The sequence below is a fragment of the Brevibacillus brevis NBRC 100599 genome (assembly GCF_000010165.1).
GTDB classification, from domain to species: domain Bacteria; phylum Bacillota; class Bacilli; order Brevibacillales; family Brevibacillaceae; genus Brevibacillus; species Brevibacillus brevis_D.
This window is the reverse complement of record NC_012491.1, coordinates 545,001-563,464: the sequence shown is the minus strand read 5'-3', so window position 1 is coordinate 563,464 and position 18,464 is coordinate 545,001. Positions and strand designations below refer to the sequence as shown.

General features: G+C 48.8%; 12 protein-coding genes, 15 tRNA genes, 1 rRNA gene and 2 riboswitches (1 of these 30 only partly in view). Of the genes, 1 reads left to right on the top strand and 27 read right to left on the bottom strand.

The window, feature by feature from the left end:
• Window positions 1-141 precede the first annotated feature (141 nt).
• From purB to BBR47_RS03070, 7 genes are all read right to left on the bottom strand, one after another.
• Window positions 142-1,437 (bottom strand): adenylosuccinate lyase, encoded by a 1,296-nt coding sequence (gene purB / locus BBR47_RS03100; protein WP_012684282.1) that lies wholly within the window; start codon window positions 1,435-1,437, stop codon window positions 142-144.
• Complete coding sequence (gene purK / locus BBR47_RS03095; protein WP_012684281.1) at window positions 1,434-2,597, bottom strand: 5-(carboxyamino)imidazole ribonucleotide synthase; 1,164 nt, start codon at window positions 2,595-2,597, stop codon at window positions 1,434-1,436. The genes purB and purK overlap by 4 nt, the downstream gene beginning before the upstream one ends.
• Window positions 2,594-3,082 carry a 5-(carboxyamino)imidazole ribonucleotide mutase gene (purE, locus tag BBR47_RS03090; RefSeq protein ID WP_012684280.1) on the bottom strand — a complete coding sequence of 163 codons (489 nt, stop codon included), beginning with the start codon at window positions 3,080-3,082 and terminating at the stop codon, window positions 2,594-2,596. Before purE ends, purK begins: the two co-directional genes overlap by 4 nt.
• A gap of 181 nt (window positions 3,083-3,263) precedes the next feature.
• Window positions 3,264-4,802: a M1 family metallopeptidase gene (locus BBR47_RS03085; protein WP_012684279.1), complete on the bottom strand. Its 1,539-nt coding sequence runs from the start codon at window positions 4,800-4,802 to the stop codon at window positions 3,264-3,266.
• 19 nt (window positions 4,803-4,821) lie between these two features.
• Window positions 4,822-6,318, bottom strand: a complete 1,497-nt coding sequence (locus BBR47_RS03080) for a M1 family metallopeptidase (protein ID WP_012684278.1) — start codon at window positions 6,316-6,318, stop codon at window positions 4,822-4,824.
• A gap of 59 nt (window positions 6,319-6,377) precedes the next feature.
• The gene (locus tag BBR47_RS03075; RefSeq protein ID WP_012684277.1) at window positions 6,378-7,679 is read right to left on the bottom strand and encodes a histidine--tRNA ligase; all 1,302 of its coding nucleotides are present in this window, start codon (window positions 7,677-7,679) and stop codon (window positions 6,378-6,380) included.
• 294 nt (window positions 7,680-7,973) lie between these two features.
• Entirely contained in the window at window positions 7,974-9,350 is a 1,377-nt protein-coding gene (locus BBR47_RS03070; protein WP_012684276.1) for an NCS2 family permease, read from the bottom strand.
• Between the two features lie 176 nt (window positions 9,351-9,526).
• A riboswitch (purine riboswitch) is annotated at window positions 9,527-9,628 on the bottom strand.
• A 137-nt stretch (window positions 9,629-9,765) separates the two neighbouring features.
• Between BBR47_RS03070 and BBR47_RS03065 the strand changes: the two genes are divergently transcribed.
• Window positions 9,766-10,251 carry an NTF2 fold immunity protein gene (locus BBR47_RS03065; RefSeq protein WP_012684275.1) on the top strand — a complete coding sequence of 162 codons (486 nt, stop codon included), beginning with the start codon at window positions 9,766-9,768 and terminating at the stop codon, window positions 10,249-10,251.
• A gap of 67 nt (window positions 10,252-10,318) precedes the next feature.
• Here BBR47_RS03065 and guaA read toward each other — a convergent pair whose 3' ends face one another.
• From guaA to BBR47_RS02965, 20 genes are all read right to left on the bottom strand, one after another.
• Window positions 10,319-11,857: a glutamine-hydrolyzing GMP synthase gene (gene guaA, locus BBR47_RS03060; RefSeq protein WP_041749766.1), complete on the bottom strand. Its 1,539-nt coding sequence runs from the start codon at window positions 11,855-11,857 to the stop codon at window positions 10,319-10,321.
• 158 nt (window positions 11,858-12,015) lie between these two features.
• Window positions 12,016-12,118, bottom strand: a riboswitch (purine riboswitch).
• 20 nt (window positions 12,119-12,138) lie between these two features.
• Window positions 12,139-14,373: a transglutaminase TgpA family protein gene (locus BBR47_RS03055; RefSeq protein ID WP_041749218.1), complete on the bottom strand. Its 2,235-nt coding sequence runs from the start codon at window positions 14,371-14,373 to the stop codon at window positions 12,139-12,141.
• 4 nt (window positions 14,374-14,377) lie between these two features.
• Window positions 14,378-15,583 carry a DUF58 domain-containing protein gene (locus BBR47_RS03050; RefSeq protein WP_012684272.1) on the bottom strand — a complete coding sequence of 402 codons (1,206 nt, stop codon included), beginning with the start codon at window positions 15,581-15,583 and terminating at the stop codon, window positions 14,378-14,380.
• A gap of 14 nt (window positions 15,584-15,597) precedes the next feature.
• The gene (locus BBR47_RS03045; protein ID WP_012684271.1) at window positions 15,598-16,551 is read right to left on the bottom strand and encodes an AAA family ATPase; all 954 of its coding nucleotides are present in this window, start codon (window positions 16,549-16,551) and stop codon (window positions 15,598-15,600) included.
• 196 nt (window positions 16,552-16,747) lie between these two features.
• Window positions 16,748-16,824, bottom strand: a tRNA-Arg gene (locus BBR47_RS03040).
• Window positions 16,825-16,832: 8 nt separating this feature from the next.
• Window positions 16,833-16,908 (bottom strand) — tRNA-Gly (locus BBR47_RS03035).
• A gap of 51 nt (window positions 16,909-16,959) precedes the next feature.
• Window positions 16,960-17,041, bottom strand: a tRNA-Leu gene (locus BBR47_RS03030).
• Between the two features lie 67 nt (window positions 17,042-17,108).
• A tRNA-Lys gene (locus tag BBR47_RS03025) sits at window positions 17,109-17,184 on the bottom strand.
• A gap of 5 nt (window positions 17,185-17,189) precedes the next feature.
• A tRNA-Gln gene (locus tag BBR47_RS03020) sits at window positions 17,190-17,264 on the bottom strand.
• 4 nt (window positions 17,265-17,268) lie between these two features.
• A tRNA-Thr gene (locus BBR47_RS03015) sits at window positions 17,269-17,344 on the bottom strand.
• An 18-nt stretch (window positions 17,345-17,362) separates the two neighbouring features.
• Window positions 17,363-17,438 (bottom strand) — tRNA-Phe (locus tag BBR47_RS03010).
• A gap of 35 nt (window positions 17,439-17,473) precedes the next feature.
• A tRNA-Asp gene (locus BBR47_RS03005) sits at window positions 17,474-17,550 on the bottom strand.
• 77 nt (window positions 17,551-17,627) lie between these two features.
• A tRNA-Met gene (locus BBR47_RS03000) sits at window positions 17,628-17,704 on the bottom strand.
• Between the two features lie 78 nt (window positions 17,705-17,782).
• Window positions 17,783-17,858, bottom strand: a tRNA-Val gene (locus tag BBR47_RS02995).
• Window positions 17,859-17,892: 34 nt separating this feature from the next.
• Window positions 17,893-17,966 (bottom strand) — tRNA-Glu (locus BBR47_RS02990).
• 14 nt (window positions 17,967-17,980) lie between these two features.
• Window positions 17,981-18,065: transfer RNA gene (locus BBR47_RS02985), tRNA-Leu, on the bottom strand.
• 8 nt (window positions 18,066-18,073) lie between these two features.
• Window positions 18,074-18,150 (bottom strand) — tRNA-Met (locus BBR47_RS02980).
• Window positions 18,151-18,174: 24 nt separating this feature from the next.
• Window positions 18,175-18,265 (bottom strand) — tRNA-Ser (locus BBR47_RS02975).
• Window positions 18,266-18,272: 7 nt separating this feature from the next.
• Window positions 18,273-18,348: transfer RNA gene (locus BBR47_RS02970), tRNA-Asn, on the bottom strand.
• Window positions 18,349-18,401: 53 nt separating this feature from the next.
• A 23S ribosomal RNA gene (locus BBR47_RS02965) occupies window positions 18,402-18,464 on the bottom strand; it runs 2,866 nt beyond the window's last position.

Below are 18,464 nucleotides of genomic sequence, written 5' to 3'. Positions count from 1 at the left end.
CCAATAATAGTAGCCGCTTGACCGCTCATTGACAATTGAAGGTTGTCTTGAACTCACTTTCAGGGTTCTTAAGAAGCTTCTCCCCCACCGAGGCTACTATATAAAAAGAAATGCCCCCGAAAAATTCGAGGGCACTTGCATTTAAATCAATCCAAGACGTTGGAAAATCGTATCCACATGCTTCAGATGGTAACGGTAGTCAAAGCACTCATCCAGCTCTTCCTTGGATAGTGTAGAGCTAACAGTCGCATCCTCATCGACGATCGCACGGAAGGAGCGTTGCTCTTCCCACGCCTGCATCGCACGAGGTTGTACCGTATCATAGGCTTGCTCGCGGCTCATTCCTTTTTCGATCAGCTTGAGCATCACTTGCTGCGAGTAGATCAATTCAAAGGTACGGTCCATATTGCGCTTCATGTTCTCAGGGAACACCGTCAAGTTTTTCACGATGTTCATGAAACGGCGCAGCATGTAGTTCAATGCTTGCGTCGCATCTGGTAAAATCACGCGCTCCGCAGAGGAGTGGGAAATATCCCGCTCATGCCAGAGGGAAACATTTTCATAGGAAGTGAGCATGTGACCGCGGATGACACGAGCCAGTCCGCAAATATTTTCGCTTCCGATTGGGTTGCGCTTGTGTGGCATTGCAGAAGAACCTTTTTGGCCTTTGGCAAATGCTTCTTCCACCTCGCGCATTTCGCTCTTTTGCAGACCGCGAATTTCTGTTGCGAATTTCTCCAAAGAAGTTGCGATCAGTGCCAATGTCGCCATGTACTCGGCGTGGCGATCACGCTGCAAGGTTTGAGTAGAAATAGGCGCTGCAGACAGTCCCAGCTTCTCGCACACGTACGCTTCCACGAACGGATCGATGTTTGCGTATGTGCCAACTGCGCCAGAGATTTTGCCGTACGCCACTTCTTTTTTCGCAGCCTGAAAACGAGCCAGGTTACGCTTCATTTCTTCATACCACAGGGCCAGCTTCAAGCCAAAAGTCGTAGGCTCCGCATGTACGCCATGCGTTCTGCCCATGCAAACCGTATCCTTGTGCTCACGAGCTTTGTCTGCCAAAATCTCGATGAAGTCTTGGATATCCTTTTCCAAAATTTCGTTCGCCTGACGGAGCAGGTAAGACAGAGCAGTATCCACCACATCGGTAGAAGTCAGTCCGTAATGCACCCACTTCTTTTCTTCGCCCAAGGTTTCCGATACCGCACGGGTAAACGCCACCACATCATGGCGTGTCTCTTCTTCGATCTCATAGATTCTGTTGATGTCAAAAGTAGCTTTATCCCACAGCTTTTTCACGTCTTCCTCAGGAATGACGCCCAGCTTGGACCATGCTTCACACGCAAGAATTTCTACTTCCAGCCACGCTTTGAATTTGTTTTCTTCCGTCCAAATGGCGCGCATTTCCGGTCGGGAATAACGTTCAATCATGATAATACCTCCGATGTATTCGTCCAGATTTTCAGCTCATCAATCAGGGTGAGCGCTTCTTCTACAGTAGGGGCGAGCACATTGATATGCCCCATTTTCCGCTTGGCCTTGCTCTCTGCTTTTCCGTACAAATGGAGCTTGGCTGTGCGCGGCAGCTTGTCGATCTGATCGATGACAGGCTGTAGATGCTCTCCCAAAATATTAACCATCACGACGCTCGAGAGCAACTCTGTAGATCCCAAAGGCAGATTGCAAACCGCCCGAACATGCTGCTCAAACTGCGAGGTCACACAAGCATCCATGGTAAAATGCCCGGAGTTGTGCGGTCTCGGCGCCAATTCATTGACATACAGCTGACCATCTTCAGTCAAAAACAGCTCAACTGCAATGAGTCCGACCACATCCAGCTTTTCTACAATCGTGCGAGCAATTTCTTCCGCGCGGGCGGCTACTTCTGCCGAAATACGAGCGGGTACGATGCTCAGGTGCAGGATGTTTTCCTGATGAATATTTTCTGACACAGGAAAAACGGCCAGTTCTCCCGCAGGATTGCGTGCAGCAACAACAGACAGCTCCATTTGGAAGGGTACAAATTGTTCCACAATCAGCTCTGCACCTGCTTTGGACAACGTTTCGTACGCCTCCGCTAGCTCAGCCTCGCTTCTCAATACCCATTGTCCTTTGCCGTCATAGCCACCGGTTGCGGTCTTCATAACAGCAGGCAGCCCCAGTTCACGCACGGCGTCCTGCAAATCCTCCAAGCTGTTCACGACACAAAACGGAGCAACCGGGATGCCGATCTCGCGAATAGCGGTCTTTTCCCGAATCCGGTTTTGGGTGATACGCAAAAGGCGGCTTCCCTGCGGTACATAAGCGCGGCTCTCCAACACTTCAGCCACCTGTGCATCGACATTTTCAAATTCATAAGAGATGACATCACTGACCGAGGCAAGCTGCATCGCTGCTTCTACATCATCGTAGCTGGCAACAATTTGCCGATCAGCCGTTTGGCCGCATGGTGCGTCTGCTGTTGGGTCCATTGTGACAAAGCGGTAGCCCATAGCTCGTCCCGCAAGAGCAATCATCCGTCCAAGCTGTCCTCCGCCGAGTATTCCTAGGGTCGATCCTGGTTTGATTTGCTTACGGTCTTTGGTTGTCATTCGAGTTCACTAGCCTCCAGCACCTTATTGCGTACATCATCACGTCTTTGCACGAACCGCTCTTGTACGTCTGGATATTTGATCCCCAAAATTTGCGCAGCCAATAACCCTGCATTGATAGCTCCAGCTTTTCCGATCGCAACCGTCGCCACAGGCACGCCCCCTGGCATTTGCACAATCGACAAAAGCGAGTCGAGACCATTCAAGTTGGATGATTTCACCGGTACACCAATGACAGGCAACTCTGTCTTAGCAGCCACCATTCCTGGCAAATGGGCTGCTCCGCCCGCACCTGCAATAATGACCTCCAAGCCGCGACTTTTAGCGGTCTCGGCATACGTAAACATCAAGTCTGGCGTTCTGTGTGCAGACACGACCTTCTTTTCGTACGGCACCTGCAATTCGTCCAAAATTGCGCAAGCTTCCTTCATTGTTTCCCAGTCTGACGTACTGCCCATAATGACTCCTACCAAAGGCTGTAGCATAAACCATTCGCCCCCTACGTTTTGTAACATCAGAAGAAAACCCAACCGACTAACGGCTTTTCGCGCCGCTCTCATCGCCTGGGCTATTCGAACTCGTTTTCACTCAACGTATTCAGTGTAGCAGGGAGAAAGTTTGCCTGTCAACCTCGTTTCCGAACATTTTAAAATGATAAATCAAAAATTATTCGTGTTTGCCTTTTTCTACCCAATCGTTGGCCGCTTCGGCTTTCTCTAGCTCGACCTGAAGCCAATAATCTAAATAGGGACTGGCATCCGCCCCGGCAGCAGTAGTCAATAGCAAGCTGATTTGCTCCCCATTCGCCTGCTTGTATTGATGATCTCGTACATATTGACGCAACATCTGATGCAGTCGTTCGACTCCCCATTCTTCTTTCAAGTTCCACCACATGGCACCCGCTCGTCCGTAGACGAGGTCATTGTAGCTCCTCCAGTCTGGAAAAGCCTCCACGGACGACTTTGCAGTGACTCCTTGATTCGCATATCCTTCCGCTGCACGTGCTTGACCTAGCCGCATCTGAATATACGCTTGTGAACGCGTGGGAGACTTTTGCTGCAAAAATATCATCGTCGCATAATCTGTCAGTCCCTCATCCAGCCACGCCTCTCGCACCTCGTCGTTTCCGACCAACCCGTAAAACCACTGATGTGCCGTCTCATGCGCTACGATCGCTTCCCCCATAGCATCGCTGCGGTCAAAATACTCCTGGGCAATAAAAACGAGGCCCGGGTATTCCATACCTCCAAAGAAGCCGCCTGTTTTGACAACATCGTATTCCTTATACGGATACACTCCGAACTGTTTTCCGTAATAGTCGAGAGACTCCCTGGCAGTCTCATGGATTCGTTCTACGTTTTGCGGGTCATCACTTATCTGCACCCATGTACGTACGATGGTTTCTCCGACCTTGCCAGATATAGGCTGGTACGTATCGTCCATGACGACAAGGGCAAAATCCCGAACGTTCCATGCGTCCACCTCATAGATTTTTAACCGTTGCGGTCTCGTCTCGGTAATGACAGCCACGCTCTCTAATCCACTCGTAGCAAGCTGGTACCCCTCTGATAACTGCACACGTAAATGATAATTCGCCACATCCGAGTAAAAAGGATCGCCTATCGCGGAATAAGGATCGAGCCGCCAGCCTCCTACATCCTTGACCGCCAGGATCGGCAGCCAATTGCCCAGCCACATCGCATGATCATGGTAAGACATTCGCCCATTGTTATAAGGTACCTCTAGCTGAAAATTCATCTCCACCACCGTCTCAGCGTTCGAAGTTCTTGCAGGAAGGGGCACTTGTAAAAGCATATTGGTCTTTCCTGCATACTGTACGCCGACACTTTTTCCGTTTACTCGTACTTCGTTTATCCTGATACCGCCAGGCTCACGCTGTTTGCCCAGCACAGCCTCCCAATTCTCTCCACTGAGAGCAGCATTTGCAGAGAAAGCATTGGGATATAAATGAAAAAAAGCTTGGTCATCTTTTGGGAAAAAACGAGCCGTCAGCATGCCTTTCACCATGTGCTTGTTCATATCGATTTGTACGTCGGCCTTGTAAGTGACTGCAGCCTGCTTGTGACCAATCGGCACAATCTCCTGAGCATCTACGCCAGCCTGCCCTGTCCAAGGCCGGATGTTCAAGAATACAGTCAAAACGACTCCTACTGCGACGATGACCACCCAATGCTTCCGCCACATCGTGATCCCCTGCCTTCGATTACTTCTTCTGATGCTTGAGACGTTGGCGCTCTAGCCAAGCAGCTGCCTGTTCCTGCTGGGACATGTCTACTTTCAACCAATAGTCCAAGAAAGCGCCCGCATCTTCTCCGGCCATCTCAGATAGAAAGGCTCCCCATTCCTTCCCGGTCACCACCTGATAACGATACTTCTCGACATACTGTTTTAAAACGTCATGTACCCTTTCTTCCCCCCACGCTCCCTGCAATAGCCACAGCATCGAGGACGTACGGGAATAAACGAGATCGCTATAACTTTGATTATTAGGAAATGCAGACAGCGCTTGCCAAGGACGTTGTTCCTCTGCCACGTAATACTGAACAGAGGTGCCCTGCCCCAGCCGTCTGCGTACCCGCTCTGCTCCCAACAGCGGGTCTTGCTGAGATAAGTATGAGAGTGTCACGTACTCTGTGAATCCCTCATCCAGCCATGCTTCCTTTACCTGATTATTTCCGAGTAATCCGTAAAACCACTGATGTGCCGTCTCATGGACAACCGTGACAATACCTGTTTCTTCCCCTGAAAAGAAATGACGCCCGTCGAGAAAGACCAATGCTGGGTACTCCATTCCATTTATTGCGCCACCGGTTCTTACCACATCGTATTCGGTATAGGGGTAGGCGCCCAATTGATGATGAAAATAGGCCAGAGACTTCGCTGCTGCTTCATGAATCTGCTCAGCAGTTTCCGGATCATCTGTTTTCCGCCACCATGTTCGGACGACTGTTTCGCCCACCTTTGTTTCCGTTCGCTGATAGGAGGCATCCATAACGACGAGGGCAAAATCCCTCACATTTTCTGCACCGAGCTGTATCCTCTTTTCTCCCTCACGAGTAGAAACCTGCTTCGCAGCCATATCAGGCGCTGTGCTCGCCAGCTGATACTCTTTTGGCAGCGTCACGTTCACCTCATAATCTGCGTTCTCACTATAAAATGGATCACCGACAGGCTCGTACGGATCGAGATGCCAGCCTTCTTTATCGTACACCGCAAGAACCGGGAGCCAGTTCCCCAGCCAGAGTGAGTGGTCATCGTACGACATCCTGCCGTCGTTTCGCGGAAGAGTCATCTCGAACTCCATCACGATCGTTCGTGGGCCCGTCTGTCCTTCTAGAGGCACTTCGAATATGTTCAGGTCTTTCGTCTGTTTACTGGCAACCGCAATGCCATCGACCAGTAGCTTTTTATTAGTGTATGTGCCAAGCGTTGGGCCATTGCCTAAAAGTTCCTCCCATAGCATGCCTTGATGCTCTTCTGTAAATACGTTCGGGTAAAGATGGAGATAGGCACGAGTAGGGTCTTTTGGCCAAAAGGTAATCGTTACGGTTCCTGCTACTTCCTTCTTGATTGGATCAATTCGCACATCAGCCTGATAGAGGGGTTTACGCGTAAGCGCAGTACCCTCCTCAGCATTTACAGGCAACATCCACGTCAAAAACAATAAGCTACAACCGACCAGTGAGACCCATTTCTTCACGCCATCTCCCCCTTTTCTCTACTGTACAAAAAATGGAAGAAAAAGACTATCTTTCCTCTTTACCCTGATAGCTTGTCGGACAGCCACTTTTCAACCAACTCCAAAGGAACCGGCTGTTCTGTTCCCTCTCGCATATCTCGTACGACGACCTGCCCACTGTTCACTTCGTTTTCCCCATAGATCAAGGCAAAAGCAAAGCCTTCCTTGTTTGCATAATCGAGTGCTTTTTTCAGTCGTCTACCAGTCAGCTCCAGCTCGACTCTAATACCGCTCTCGCGCAATCGATTGGCCAGGCCAAGACTGGATGCTTCTGTCCCGAGGGGAATAACGAGTACATCGGCAGCTCTCTGCTCCTCCGTGTTGCGATTTGCCAGCGCTGCAAGAATGACATCCAATCCAAAAGAAATCCCGACAGCGGGATACTCTCTTCCATCATCTAAAAGCCGACCGATAATCTGATCGTAACGTCCCCCACTACCGATACTGGACGTCATACTTCCATCCTGCAAAAAGATCTCATACACAATCCCCGTGTAGATCCCTAAGCCTCTTGCCAAAAATGGCGAGAAACGAAGCTCCCCAGCCACACCCGCTCCTGTTACATAAGCAAGCATTTCACGCAGCTCCCGAATCCCTTCCTGAACTAGCGGGGATGTAAAGCGCTCTTTCAACAGATCCAGGGTAATCACACCTTCTTGCAGGAAAGACGTAATGGCCAACACGAGTGACTCCTCGACGTTTCGCTCCCGCAAGTCATCACGCACTCCGTCCACGCCGATTTTCTCGAGCTTATCCAGCGACAGCATGACATCCCCGGCCCGCTCTACGGGAACTCCCAGCTCCTGAAGCACCCCAGATAACAGCTTGCGGTTGTTGACCTCAATGTACACGTCGAGCCCCAACCGCTTGAATGCCTCAAAAGCCATACTGAGCAATTCTGCTTCAGCCAGCACCGATGTCGTTCCCACGATATCGACATCGCATTGAATAAATTCGCGCAAACGTCCGGTTTTTACTGGGCCGTCCCGAAATACTTTTCCGATCTCATACCGCTTGAACGGCATCCGCATCTCAGGATTCATGCCCACTACCTTTGTCAACGGTACAGTCAAATCATAACGCAGGCCGAGCTCTCTATCTCCTTGGTCGTTCAAACGATACACTTCCTTCAAGATCTCATCCCCGCCGCCGTACTTGGATGCCAGCAATTCGTAGTGCTGCAACATAGGCGTCTCCAATGGCTTGCAGCCGTATGTCTCAAACACAGCCTCGAGCGTCCGTCGTATCCAGTTTCGTTGCATCTGCTCCTGCGGCATGAAATCTTTTGTGCCTTTTACCGTTTTTAATACTTCGTTTTCCATGAATAACACCCTTTCTTTTATCAGATAGAGAAAACCAAAAAAGCCATGCAAGGCAACTTCTTGCCCGCATGGCTTCCTAAATACACCACCGCAGGCACGAAGCACAAGAAGCGCTTGCACCTGCGGAAAAATTTCCGAAGATACAAACGCTCTACGTGTGGTGATGCTGTTGAAGGAACATGTTTAGACCTGTCATGGGAATCGGTCCATCCTTCCGTGAAAAAAGATTTTTCCTATCATAGCGCAAAAAAAGCTCCCCGTCCAGTAGACGAAGAGCCTCATTCCCAAATAATCCTATTCGCGCAACCAGATGAAGTACGCCAGGAAGACGAAGAACAGCACATACATCGCGGGATGCACTTCGCGAGCCTTGCCCTTCATTACCTTCATCACTGGATAAACGATAAAGCCCGTTGCAATACCTGTTGCAATACTGTAAGTCAATGGCATCAACAAAATGGTCAGGAATGCAGGGAACGCTTCATCCAGGTCATCCCAAGCCACTTTTGCAATGTGAGAAGCCATCAGAACACCGACGATAATGAGCGCTGGTGCCGTAACCGCAGGTGTGACAATCGCAAGAATCGGTGAGAAGAACAACGCCAGCAGGAACATAATCCCTGTAACAACTGCGGTAAATCCGGAGCGTCCGCCTGCCGCTACCCCTGCTGTCGACTCAACGTAAGCTGTAGTGGTAGAGGTACCGAGTACCGCACCCGCCATACCTGCAATTGCATCGGAAGCGAGTGCTTTTCCTGGACGTGGCAAGTTGCCGTCTTCGCGGAGCAACCCCGCTTGGCTCGCTACACCCAAGAGCGTACCTGTGGCATCGAAAAAGTCTACAAACAAGAATGTCAACACAACAATCAGCATGTTCACGGTGAACAAAGCGGATGGATTACCGAGATATTCGAACGCAGCACCGAATGTAGGAGCAAGGCTAGGTGGTGCAGAAACGACTTGCTCAGGCAGATTCACCAGTCCGAAAAACATCCCGGTAATCGCCGTAATCAACATCCCGATAAAGATACCTGCATTGACTTTGCGAGAAAGCAGAATGACCGTCACGATCAGACCAAACACAGCAAGCAATGCATTTTTCGCTGCCAAAATTGCTTCCGGCTTCATGCCCTCGTGATAGAAGGTCAGATGTCCCAGTGCTACGAAGGTGGCATCATTGGCTACGATGATACCTGCGTTTTTCAAACCGATAAACGCGATAAAAAGTCCAATCCCTGCCGAAACTGCGTACTTCAAGCTTTGTGGAATCGCTTTGATGATCGCTTCACGAACCCCTGTCAGGGACAGAATCAAAAAGATCGTACAAGAAAGGAATACGCCAGCCAAAGCCTGTTGCCAAGGAATTTGCATCGTCAGAACGACGGTATAAGTAAAAAATGCGTTCAATCCCATTCCCGGAGCTTGACCGATCGGCAAACGTCCAAAAATACCCATTAACAGTGTACCGAGAGCAGCAGCCAAAGCCGTTGCGGTAAAGACAGCCCCAAATGCAGGATAGTTTGCTTTCAAATCTGGCGGCAGATCCGCACCACTGAGAATGAATGGATTGACAGCCAAAATATATGCCATTGCTAAAAAAGTAGTGATACCCGCGATGATTTCGCGTCGGTAATTGGTGCCTAGCTTGTCAAACTCGAAATACTTCCGCACCTATAAGTCCCCCCATACTAAACTTGTTGCAAAAAATAGTCTAACTGTTTTTTGCCGACCGTAAACGAAGAACGTCGACGTTTTTCACAAAAAAAAGGCCCGGACGCTCTTATCATGCGCCTGGCCGTCAAACAAAACACTTCGGGAATAATTCCAAATATAATAACAAAATCAGATCCCGATGACATTTTGTTCGTAGCCAGGTCGTTAACGGCGACCATGTAGAAACTCTTGAGCCATATTCTCAAGAATATACGAACCTTCCTATATTACCTACTCACATTGAGAAGTGTATCAGGTGACATAGGGAATGTCAACCAAAATACGAACATTCATTTTTAAAAAGAGTTTAATATCCGGATATTTCCCGAGAAGGCCTGTGTTATACTTCATAACTAGATGGAGGAGATCCAAAATGAGCTATATGGATGCTTGGGAGCAAATAATAGCGGAGCAGGAACGAGAACGTGACCGGCTTCGAGTCAATCGAGTCACCGTACGGGTTGAAGGTATGAAAAAGAGCAAGCACAACGTTCATCAAAAGGAAAAGGTCATCGAATATGGCTTTGTGGAACGTGATTTGTATGATGAGAATTTAATTGGGAGGTTTGAACTCTATTTCGCTGATCGTGACACTCTTCTCCAGCAAGATCGGTTTGGAGATGAATTTGCTTTTGGTGAGCTTACAGATGAACATGCAGTTGCAACGGCAATCTTCTCCTATTTAGCGGAGCACTATTCTCAGTTTTTGGAGGAAACTCCCTTCGCTATTAGCTACAACCCTATTGCAGAAGCTTGGATTATTGAAGGAACGCTTCCTCCGGGATGGCTAGGCGGGGTCATTTATATTGCTCTTGCAAAAGAAAATGGAAAACTTCTCATGATGTATGGAACGAAATAATTCTTGATCATAAAAAACTCTCTTTTATTCGCAAATCACGCAAATAAAAGAGAGTCATTTTTTGTTCCTATTCCCACTCAATCGTTGCTGGTGGTTTGGACGTTACATCATACACAATGCGGTTTACATTGTCTACTTCATTCACGATACGCACAGAGATTTTCTCCAATACATCCCACGGAATGCGTGCCCAGTCAGCAGTCATACCATCAATGGACGTTACCGCACGAATCCCTACGGTGTAAGAATACGTACGAACATCTCCCATTACACCTACGGTCGTCATGTTTGGCAAAGCCGTGAAGTACTGCCAGATTTCCCGATCAAGACCTGCCTTGGCAATCTCCTCACGCAAGATCGCATCGGATTCACGAACGATCTTCAGTTTTTCTTCCGTCACTTCACCCAAAACACGAATGCCGAGGCCTGGTCCTGGGAATGGCTGACGCCAAACAATCTCATCTGGCAAGCCCAACTCGGTACCCAGTTTGCGTACTTCGTCTTTGAACAATGCTTTCAATGGTTCAATCAACGTGAACTTCATGTCTTCTGGCAAACCGCCTACGTTGTGGTGCGATTTGATCGTTTGTGCAGTCGCTGTTCCGCTCTCTACGATATCGGTGTAAAGCGTACCTTGTGCCAAGAAGTCCATATCTGTCAGCTTCGCTGCTTCCTCATCGAATACATAAATGAACTCGTTACCGATGATTTTGCGCTTTTGTTCTGGGTCAGATACACCTTTGAGCTTGCTCATAAAACGCTCGCGAGCATCGATCTTGATCACTTTCATGGAGAATTTCTCACCGAATGTCTCCATTACCCCTTCTGCTTCCCCTTGGCGCAGAAGACCGTGGTCAACGAACATGCACGTCAATTGATCGCCAATCGCTTTGTGAATCAGCGCTGCTACTACGGAAGAGTCCACACCGCCGCTCAACGCACACAGTACTTGCTTGTTGCCGACTGTTTCACGAATGCGAACCAGCTCGTCCTCGATGAACGTCGTCATGCTCCAAGTCGCTTCACATCCACAAACGTTGAACAGGAAGTTTCCGATGAACTCTGTACCTTTTTGAGTATGAACTACTTCTGGATGGAACTGTACGCCGTACAGCTGGCGCTCAATGTTGCTAATCGCAGCTACCGGGCAGCTGTCGCTTACCGCATCAATGACAAATCCGGTTGGGAGCTCCACTACTTTGTCAGAGTGGCTCATCCACACGATTTCGCTTGTATCCCATTTGTCGTACAAGCCGTGTTTTTGCTGCATACGCAGTTCAGCTTTTCCGTACTCGCGTTTACCCGCGCGTTCTACTTTTCCGCCCGTCAAATGGCTCATCAACTGCATTCCGTAGCAAATACCCAATACAGGCAGGCCCAGATCAAAAATTGCAGGGTCTACAGTTGGTGCTCCCTCTTCGTACACGCTAGCAGGTCCGCCAGAGAAAATAATTCCTTTTGGATTCATCTCTTTAATCTTTTCAACAGGTGTATTGAACGGAATCAGTTCACTATAAACACCCAGATCGCGTACACGACGCGCGATCAACTGATTGTACTGGCCTCCGAAATCGAGTACGACGACCATTTCCATTGACTTGTCCATCATATCCCCCTTCTCCTGTAACATACAGGACGTGCAAGTGTCGGCATGCCATGCGAAGTTGTCGCATATTTGCAAAAAAGCCGGGACTGCTATCTCCGGTAAACAATACGGAGGCAACGTCCCAGCTTGTGTACACATGTGCGGTTTGCATGTACAAAAATCCGATGTGCTCTCCTCGTAGTCGCCAAATTTACGGTCTAGCGGTAGAAACTTTCAGGCCCTATTCCTGATCATTATACGAGTCTCATTGATCGTCATTCTAGCAGATGGAACGGCATTGTTCAAGGCTTCAATTGACGGATTAACCGTTCGAGTATTTGCTCTGCTATTGTTCTCGCATTTTGTTCCATTTGTTTATAGCCATACACGGTACGTTCGTACAGCTCCGTCAAATAGCGAAGGTCTTGTCGCTTGTCTGCCGGCAGGGTCATCCTGCCCACGTACTCCCGCAACGTTTCTCCTGGCTGTCTGCGCGTGTAGACTCGCTCCATCATCCGCATTAGCAAATGGTACCGATCCGGGAACTCACTGCTTCGCTCTTGATTCAGTTGCCTACGCATCCACCATAGCTGGATGTCTTGTTTGCGGCGCCACACGATAATTCCTGCCGCGACAACGACTACAGCCAATCCCGCGTTTACTTGCCAAGGAATTTTAATCCCACTACCTGCTGGGCTGTCTCCCTCTTCCAGTTCATTGAAACGTCCATTCCCACGATCGCTGTCCGTTTGATTCGCCAGGTTTGGCAACGGAACAGGGATCTCCGGCTTTGAAGTGACCAGATCATAATTAAAACGAACAGGTGACATGAATGTACTCGTCGCTTCAAACGGAACCCAACCGACCCCCGGGAAGTATACCTCTACCCACGAGTGAGCATCTTTGTTGCGCACTTCTACAGTCTCGTAGTTAAACGCATCCGTTCCCACTCGTTCACCAGGTGCGAAGCCCTTGACCCAACGTGTCGGGATATCCAGAGTACGAAGCATAATCGCCATCGACGTGGAAAAATGGTCACAGTACCCTCGAAGGCTGTCAAACAAGAAGTGATCGACAAAATCCTGACCTTCTGGAGCGACAGGAACGTCTTTCGTTTCATACTTATATTTTCCACTTGAGCGCAAGTAATTCTCGATCGCTCTCACTTTATCATAAGGAGTCTTCGCATCCTTGGTAATCGTTGCAGCGAGCTCTCTTACTCGCGGAGGAACCGAAGCTGGCACTTGCAAGTAGCGCTCTTTGATATCATCCGGATAATTCGTCCCCGCATTCGTCACGGCCTTTTCACTGACAATCGGTACTTCTGTCTCGACCTTGTATTGATTCAGTTTGAGCAAAAGCGGATTGGGGCCGTACTCTGGCCGACCGTTTTTCTCACTCAGCTGAACCAAGTTGATTTTTCCCGCCCGTACTTCGAGCTGCTGATTCATTTTGTCATAAACAACGGTTGCCTCTGGTGGCGCATAATTGCTCACCTTTTTCAGCTGACCTTGATAAAAGACAGTCGGGAATTGCTGCGGGCCTTTAAATTCTAATGTAGCTTGAACCTTCTTTGTTTCAAGCCCTTGGAACAGCGTATTCTCCCATGTATAGGTTTGCGGGTCCAGGATTGACTCATACTCTCTATCGCCTTTTTCCCAGCCAACTCCCGTATACACGTCCTTCGAGTCACCGCGCCAATAGCTGTGCTCGTTCGTTTTTGCAATAAACACTAATGTGTTATCTTGCAGGAAAGGACCGCCCAACCGTTCATCGTTGTTGTCGTATCCTACTTTTTTCATCACACCAACAGGGGTATCTTTCCCTTTCCCTGTTAAAAACGCAATCGGATCAGGCCATGACGGTCCGGACTTCGGTGCAGCATAACCGATGCTAATGCAAGCCATAATGACCAACACCGAAGCCATGAGGGAGTTGAGCATGATTCGGCTTCTCTTCCCTGCCAGTGTTGCCATGTTCATCATCTTCATCAGATGGCTAATGGCCAGCATCAGGAAACCAATAATCAGCGTCCGTACAACCCCTGCACTGGCATCATACGGGAGAAAGGTATCCAATACAGCCAAATACAATTCCGTCAAAAAGACAAACCATAAGCCTTGCCGTTGTTCCAGCACGAGATACGTTAACATCGTCGCTAAAAGCACCAGGACGAGATCAAACATTGTATTCCGCGACAAGATCGACATGCTGGCCCAATCCTGTTGAAACGCTAACGGAAGATCGTGAATCATCTGCCCGTACAATTGACCAATCCATTCCGAGTCAAAAAACGGTTTGTCAAATAAAGTAGCATGCAAAAGCACTATTAGCCCCAGTGCCTTGATCGGCAGGGTTAACCACCGATAAGGAATCAACAGGTCAATGATAATGACTCCACCCACAATTGCATAAAACGGCCACAGAATGCCCGTATCGGTTAATGTCTGTAAAGGAATCAGCCACTCTCGTAACATCAGGAACAGAAAAAGGGCCAAGACCCATTCCCAAATCGTTGGACGCCTCCAAACGCTCATGAGTCTATGCACCTCCTATCCGTTTCCACTCTTGATCATCCATGTGAATAGACGTACATGTTACTTTGTTTGCGCCAAGCAGCTGCAACGCTTGTTTTTGTTCATGCGAAATCGTTGACTCGTTCTGCATGAGAAACAACTGCACCCGTCTGCCTTTTTGAGCGAGTGTGACCAAACGACTGATCAACGTTTTTTCTACATGCGGTGTAATAATAATCAAAGTGACACCTTGAGGCTGCTCCAATGCTTCTCTTCCCACAATTCGTGCAAATAACTCTTGTCCTTCTGGCGCGACACGAGCTAATTGATCAAAAACTCTGAGGAAATGGGCATGGGACAGACCTGGTGGTATTGATATGCGATCTGTTTGTTTGTACACGAGCCCATAATGGTATTGATTCCGATTGGCATAAGCGATCAGACTAGCCGCTAGCTTCACCGCTGTTTCGAACAAGTGCACAGGCTTCCCTTGGTAGCTCGCCTTCTCCACATCAAGGAAAAAGACAGCCTGATTCATTGCCTGATGCTCAAATTCCTTCGTCTTCAGACCCGTCCCCCGTGCAGAAGCTCGCCAATGAATTTGGCTCAACCGATCGCCCCGATGATAGTCTCTTACGCCCCGTACTGCTGCAACGTCATCAGAGCGCCGATGGGAAACATGCACCGTCCCACTGAAGCTCCCGTCACCCAGGGCCCAATGGGTCAATTCTTTGTATTTTGGATAAACGAGAAACTCCTGAGAAATCGAATAAACTTTGCGGCGCTCAAAAAACCCAAAGAAATCCCCGCCGCTCACTACACATTCATCAAGATGATAGTATCCCCTCGGTACATTAGGTATGACATAACGAAACTCGACTTCCCTTTTGAACCACGGGAATATCAGTTGTCGATGCGGTTCATACACGCCAGCCAGCCTCGCCGGCAAAGGCTCCATAATCATATTCCAGCCCAGCGGAAACCAAATCCTCCGGCGCAAACGTATCGTTACAATGACATCTTCCCCATCCTGCAGACGATTGCGATCTAGTTCACGCTCGACTTCTAGCTTCGTGAACATGAGTACATAAGCGACAATTTCATACAGGAGAAATACCAAACTACTATAGAAAAGAAACCAGCTTGAGAAGCCACCTTGAAATTTTGCGAATACATAAGTGACCAGAACTAATGCAATCGCCTTGAGCTTACCCCACCTTTGCTGTCTCATCTGCAATCACCGCCTTAGCTTACCGGGACACGGGTCTCAGACAAGATCATAGCCAACACCCGATCTACGGTTGCTCCTTCCAGTCTTGCTTCTGGTTTCACAATCATACGGTGTGCAAACACTACTGGAACGAGTTCCTTCACGTCATCTGGAATGACATAATCACGTCCACGAACGAAAGCCAACGCCTGAACAGCCCGGAAAAGAGCAAGAGAACCGCGCGGGCTCACACCTAGATAAATATGATGATGCTCACGCGTACGATGACATAGACGCACGATGTATTCTTTTATTCCTTCCGATACTTTGATCGCTGATACCTGGCGTTGAAGTTCCGCAAGCTCGGCGGTGGTCATAACCGGCTGAAGCTCTTCCAATGGATTCGCTGCCGAGAATCTAGACAGCATCCGCATTTCTTCCTCTACCGTTGGATATCCCAAGCTTACTTGCATGATAAATCGGTCCAATTGAGCTTCAGGTAATGGGAAGGTCCCTTCATATTCTAATGGGTTTTGCGTAGCCATCACAAAAAACGGCTCTGCCAATCGATACGTAACACCATCAATTGTAACCGAGCGCTCTTCCATGGCTTCCAAGAGTGCGGATTGTGTTTTCGGCGAAGTCCGATTGATTTCGTCTGCAAGAATGACATTTGCAAAAATCGGTCCTTGACGGAACTCAAACTCCAAACTTTTTTGGTTAAAGATAGCAACCCCTGTCACATCCGTTGGCAACAAATCAGGGGTAAATTGAATACGTTTAAAATCACCGCTGATGGATTTGGACAATGCCCGTACCATCATGGTCTTCCCAACGCCTGGTACATCTTCGAGCAAAACGTGACCATTCGCTAGAACAGCGGCTACCATCAGCTCAATCGCAGAGCGTTTACCAATCAGTACTTTTTCTATATTATCGATTAAACTAGCTATTGCAGGATTTACTTGTTCCAATTTGATAGGGTTCATCTTGATACAACTCCTGTTCCATGATATTCTGCCGCAGGTTTGTAACAGCTGTTCCTCCATGCTTTCAGTGTAATTCTAAAGTAATGGATGCAAATAGGAGATACAAGGAAAAAATACTTAAAATTTGAAAAAATACACAAGTTATTATAAAAAAAAGAGTAGGATCTATTCCTACTCTTCGGTTTCATATGAAATATGGCGTGCCCTGAGAGATTCGAACTCCCGACCTTTTGATTCGTAGTCAAACGCTCTATCCAGCTGAGCTAAGGGCACAAAATAAATGGAGCGGACGAAGGGTCTCGAACCCTCGACCTTCGCCTTGGCAAGGCGACGCTCTACCAATTGAGCTACGTCCGCATGTTACATCTTATGAACTTTGTACTAAGGGCAAAGCTTTCTGTCATAGTATGGTGCGGGTGAAGGGACTTGAACCCCCACGGTTGCCCGCCAGAACCTAAATCTGGTGCGTCTGCCATTCCGCCACACCCGCATTTTACTTAAAACAGAAAAGGCATTGCTATTACTATCACACAGCTTTGCTTGTTCAGCTAAAAAACTGGTGAGCCATGAAGGACTCGAACCTTCGACCCTCTGATTAAAAGTCAGATGCTCTACCAACTGAGCTAATGGCTCGCAAATGGCTGGGGTACTAGGATTTGAACCTAGGAATGACGGAGTCAAAGTCCGTTGCCTTACCGCTTGGCTATACCCCAATGGTGGTGCCGGCAATAGGACTTGAACCCACAACCCCCTGATTACAAGTCAGGTGCTCTACCAATTGAGCTATACCGGCGCCGTTAAATTTAATTAGTGGTGGCTCGGGACGGAATCGAACCGCCGACACGAGGATTTTCAGTCCTCTGCTCTACCGACTGAGCTACCGAGCCATTTATGATTGATCTTCGCCATTTTTTAAGAAAAATGGCGGAGCTGACGGGACTCGAACCCGCGACCTCCGGTGTGACAGACCGGCGTGAACTCCAACTTCACCACAGCTCCATATTTGGTTGCACCCACTGGGCACTCCGATCCTACTTGATCATGATGATTACTCAACGAGGTACAAGTAGAAAATTTGGTTGCGGGAGCAGGATTTGAACCTGCGACCTTCGGGTTATGAGCCCGACGAGCTACCGAGCTGCTCCATCCCGCGATAGTCAGGACGACTGAGTGTCAGTGTTGCCACAGGACGTGGCGCTTTTAGCTGACCTTCCTTGCCCTTTGATATAAGTGGTGGAGGCTGACGGGATCGAACCGCCGACCCTCTGCTTGTAAGGCAGATGCTCTCCCAGCTGAGCTAAGCCTCCAAAATCACCTACAAGATGTAGGGATTTTTCTAAGTGACCCGTAGGGGATTCGAACCCCTGTATGACAGCGTGAAAGGCTGCTGTGTTAAACCGCTTCACCAACGGGCCAAGATTAAGAAATATGGTGCGGTCGGCGAGACTCGAACTCGCACGGGTCGCCCCGCCACCCCCTCAAGATGGTGTGTCTGCCAATTCCACCACGACCGCAACTAATATGGTAGCGGCGGAGGGAATCGAACCCCCGACCTTTCGGGTATGAACCGAACGCTCTAACCAGCTGAGCTACACCGCCATGAAGCTATGAGATTAAAACATATGGCGGAGAGTGAGGGATTCGAACCCTCGCTACGCTTGCGCATACTAACGGTTTAGCAAACCGTCCCCTTCGGCCTCTTGGGTAACTCTCCGTATATATGGCTCCTCGGGACGGACTCGAACCGCCGACCGATCGGTTAACAGCCGATTGCTCTACCAACTGAGCTACCGAGGAACGTTGAAGGATTTATTCCTTCAAAACTGAATACGCATGATTGCTAAGAATTTGTGGATAAGTCCTCGACCGATTAGTATTCGTCAGCTCCACGCGTTACCGCGCTTCCACACCGA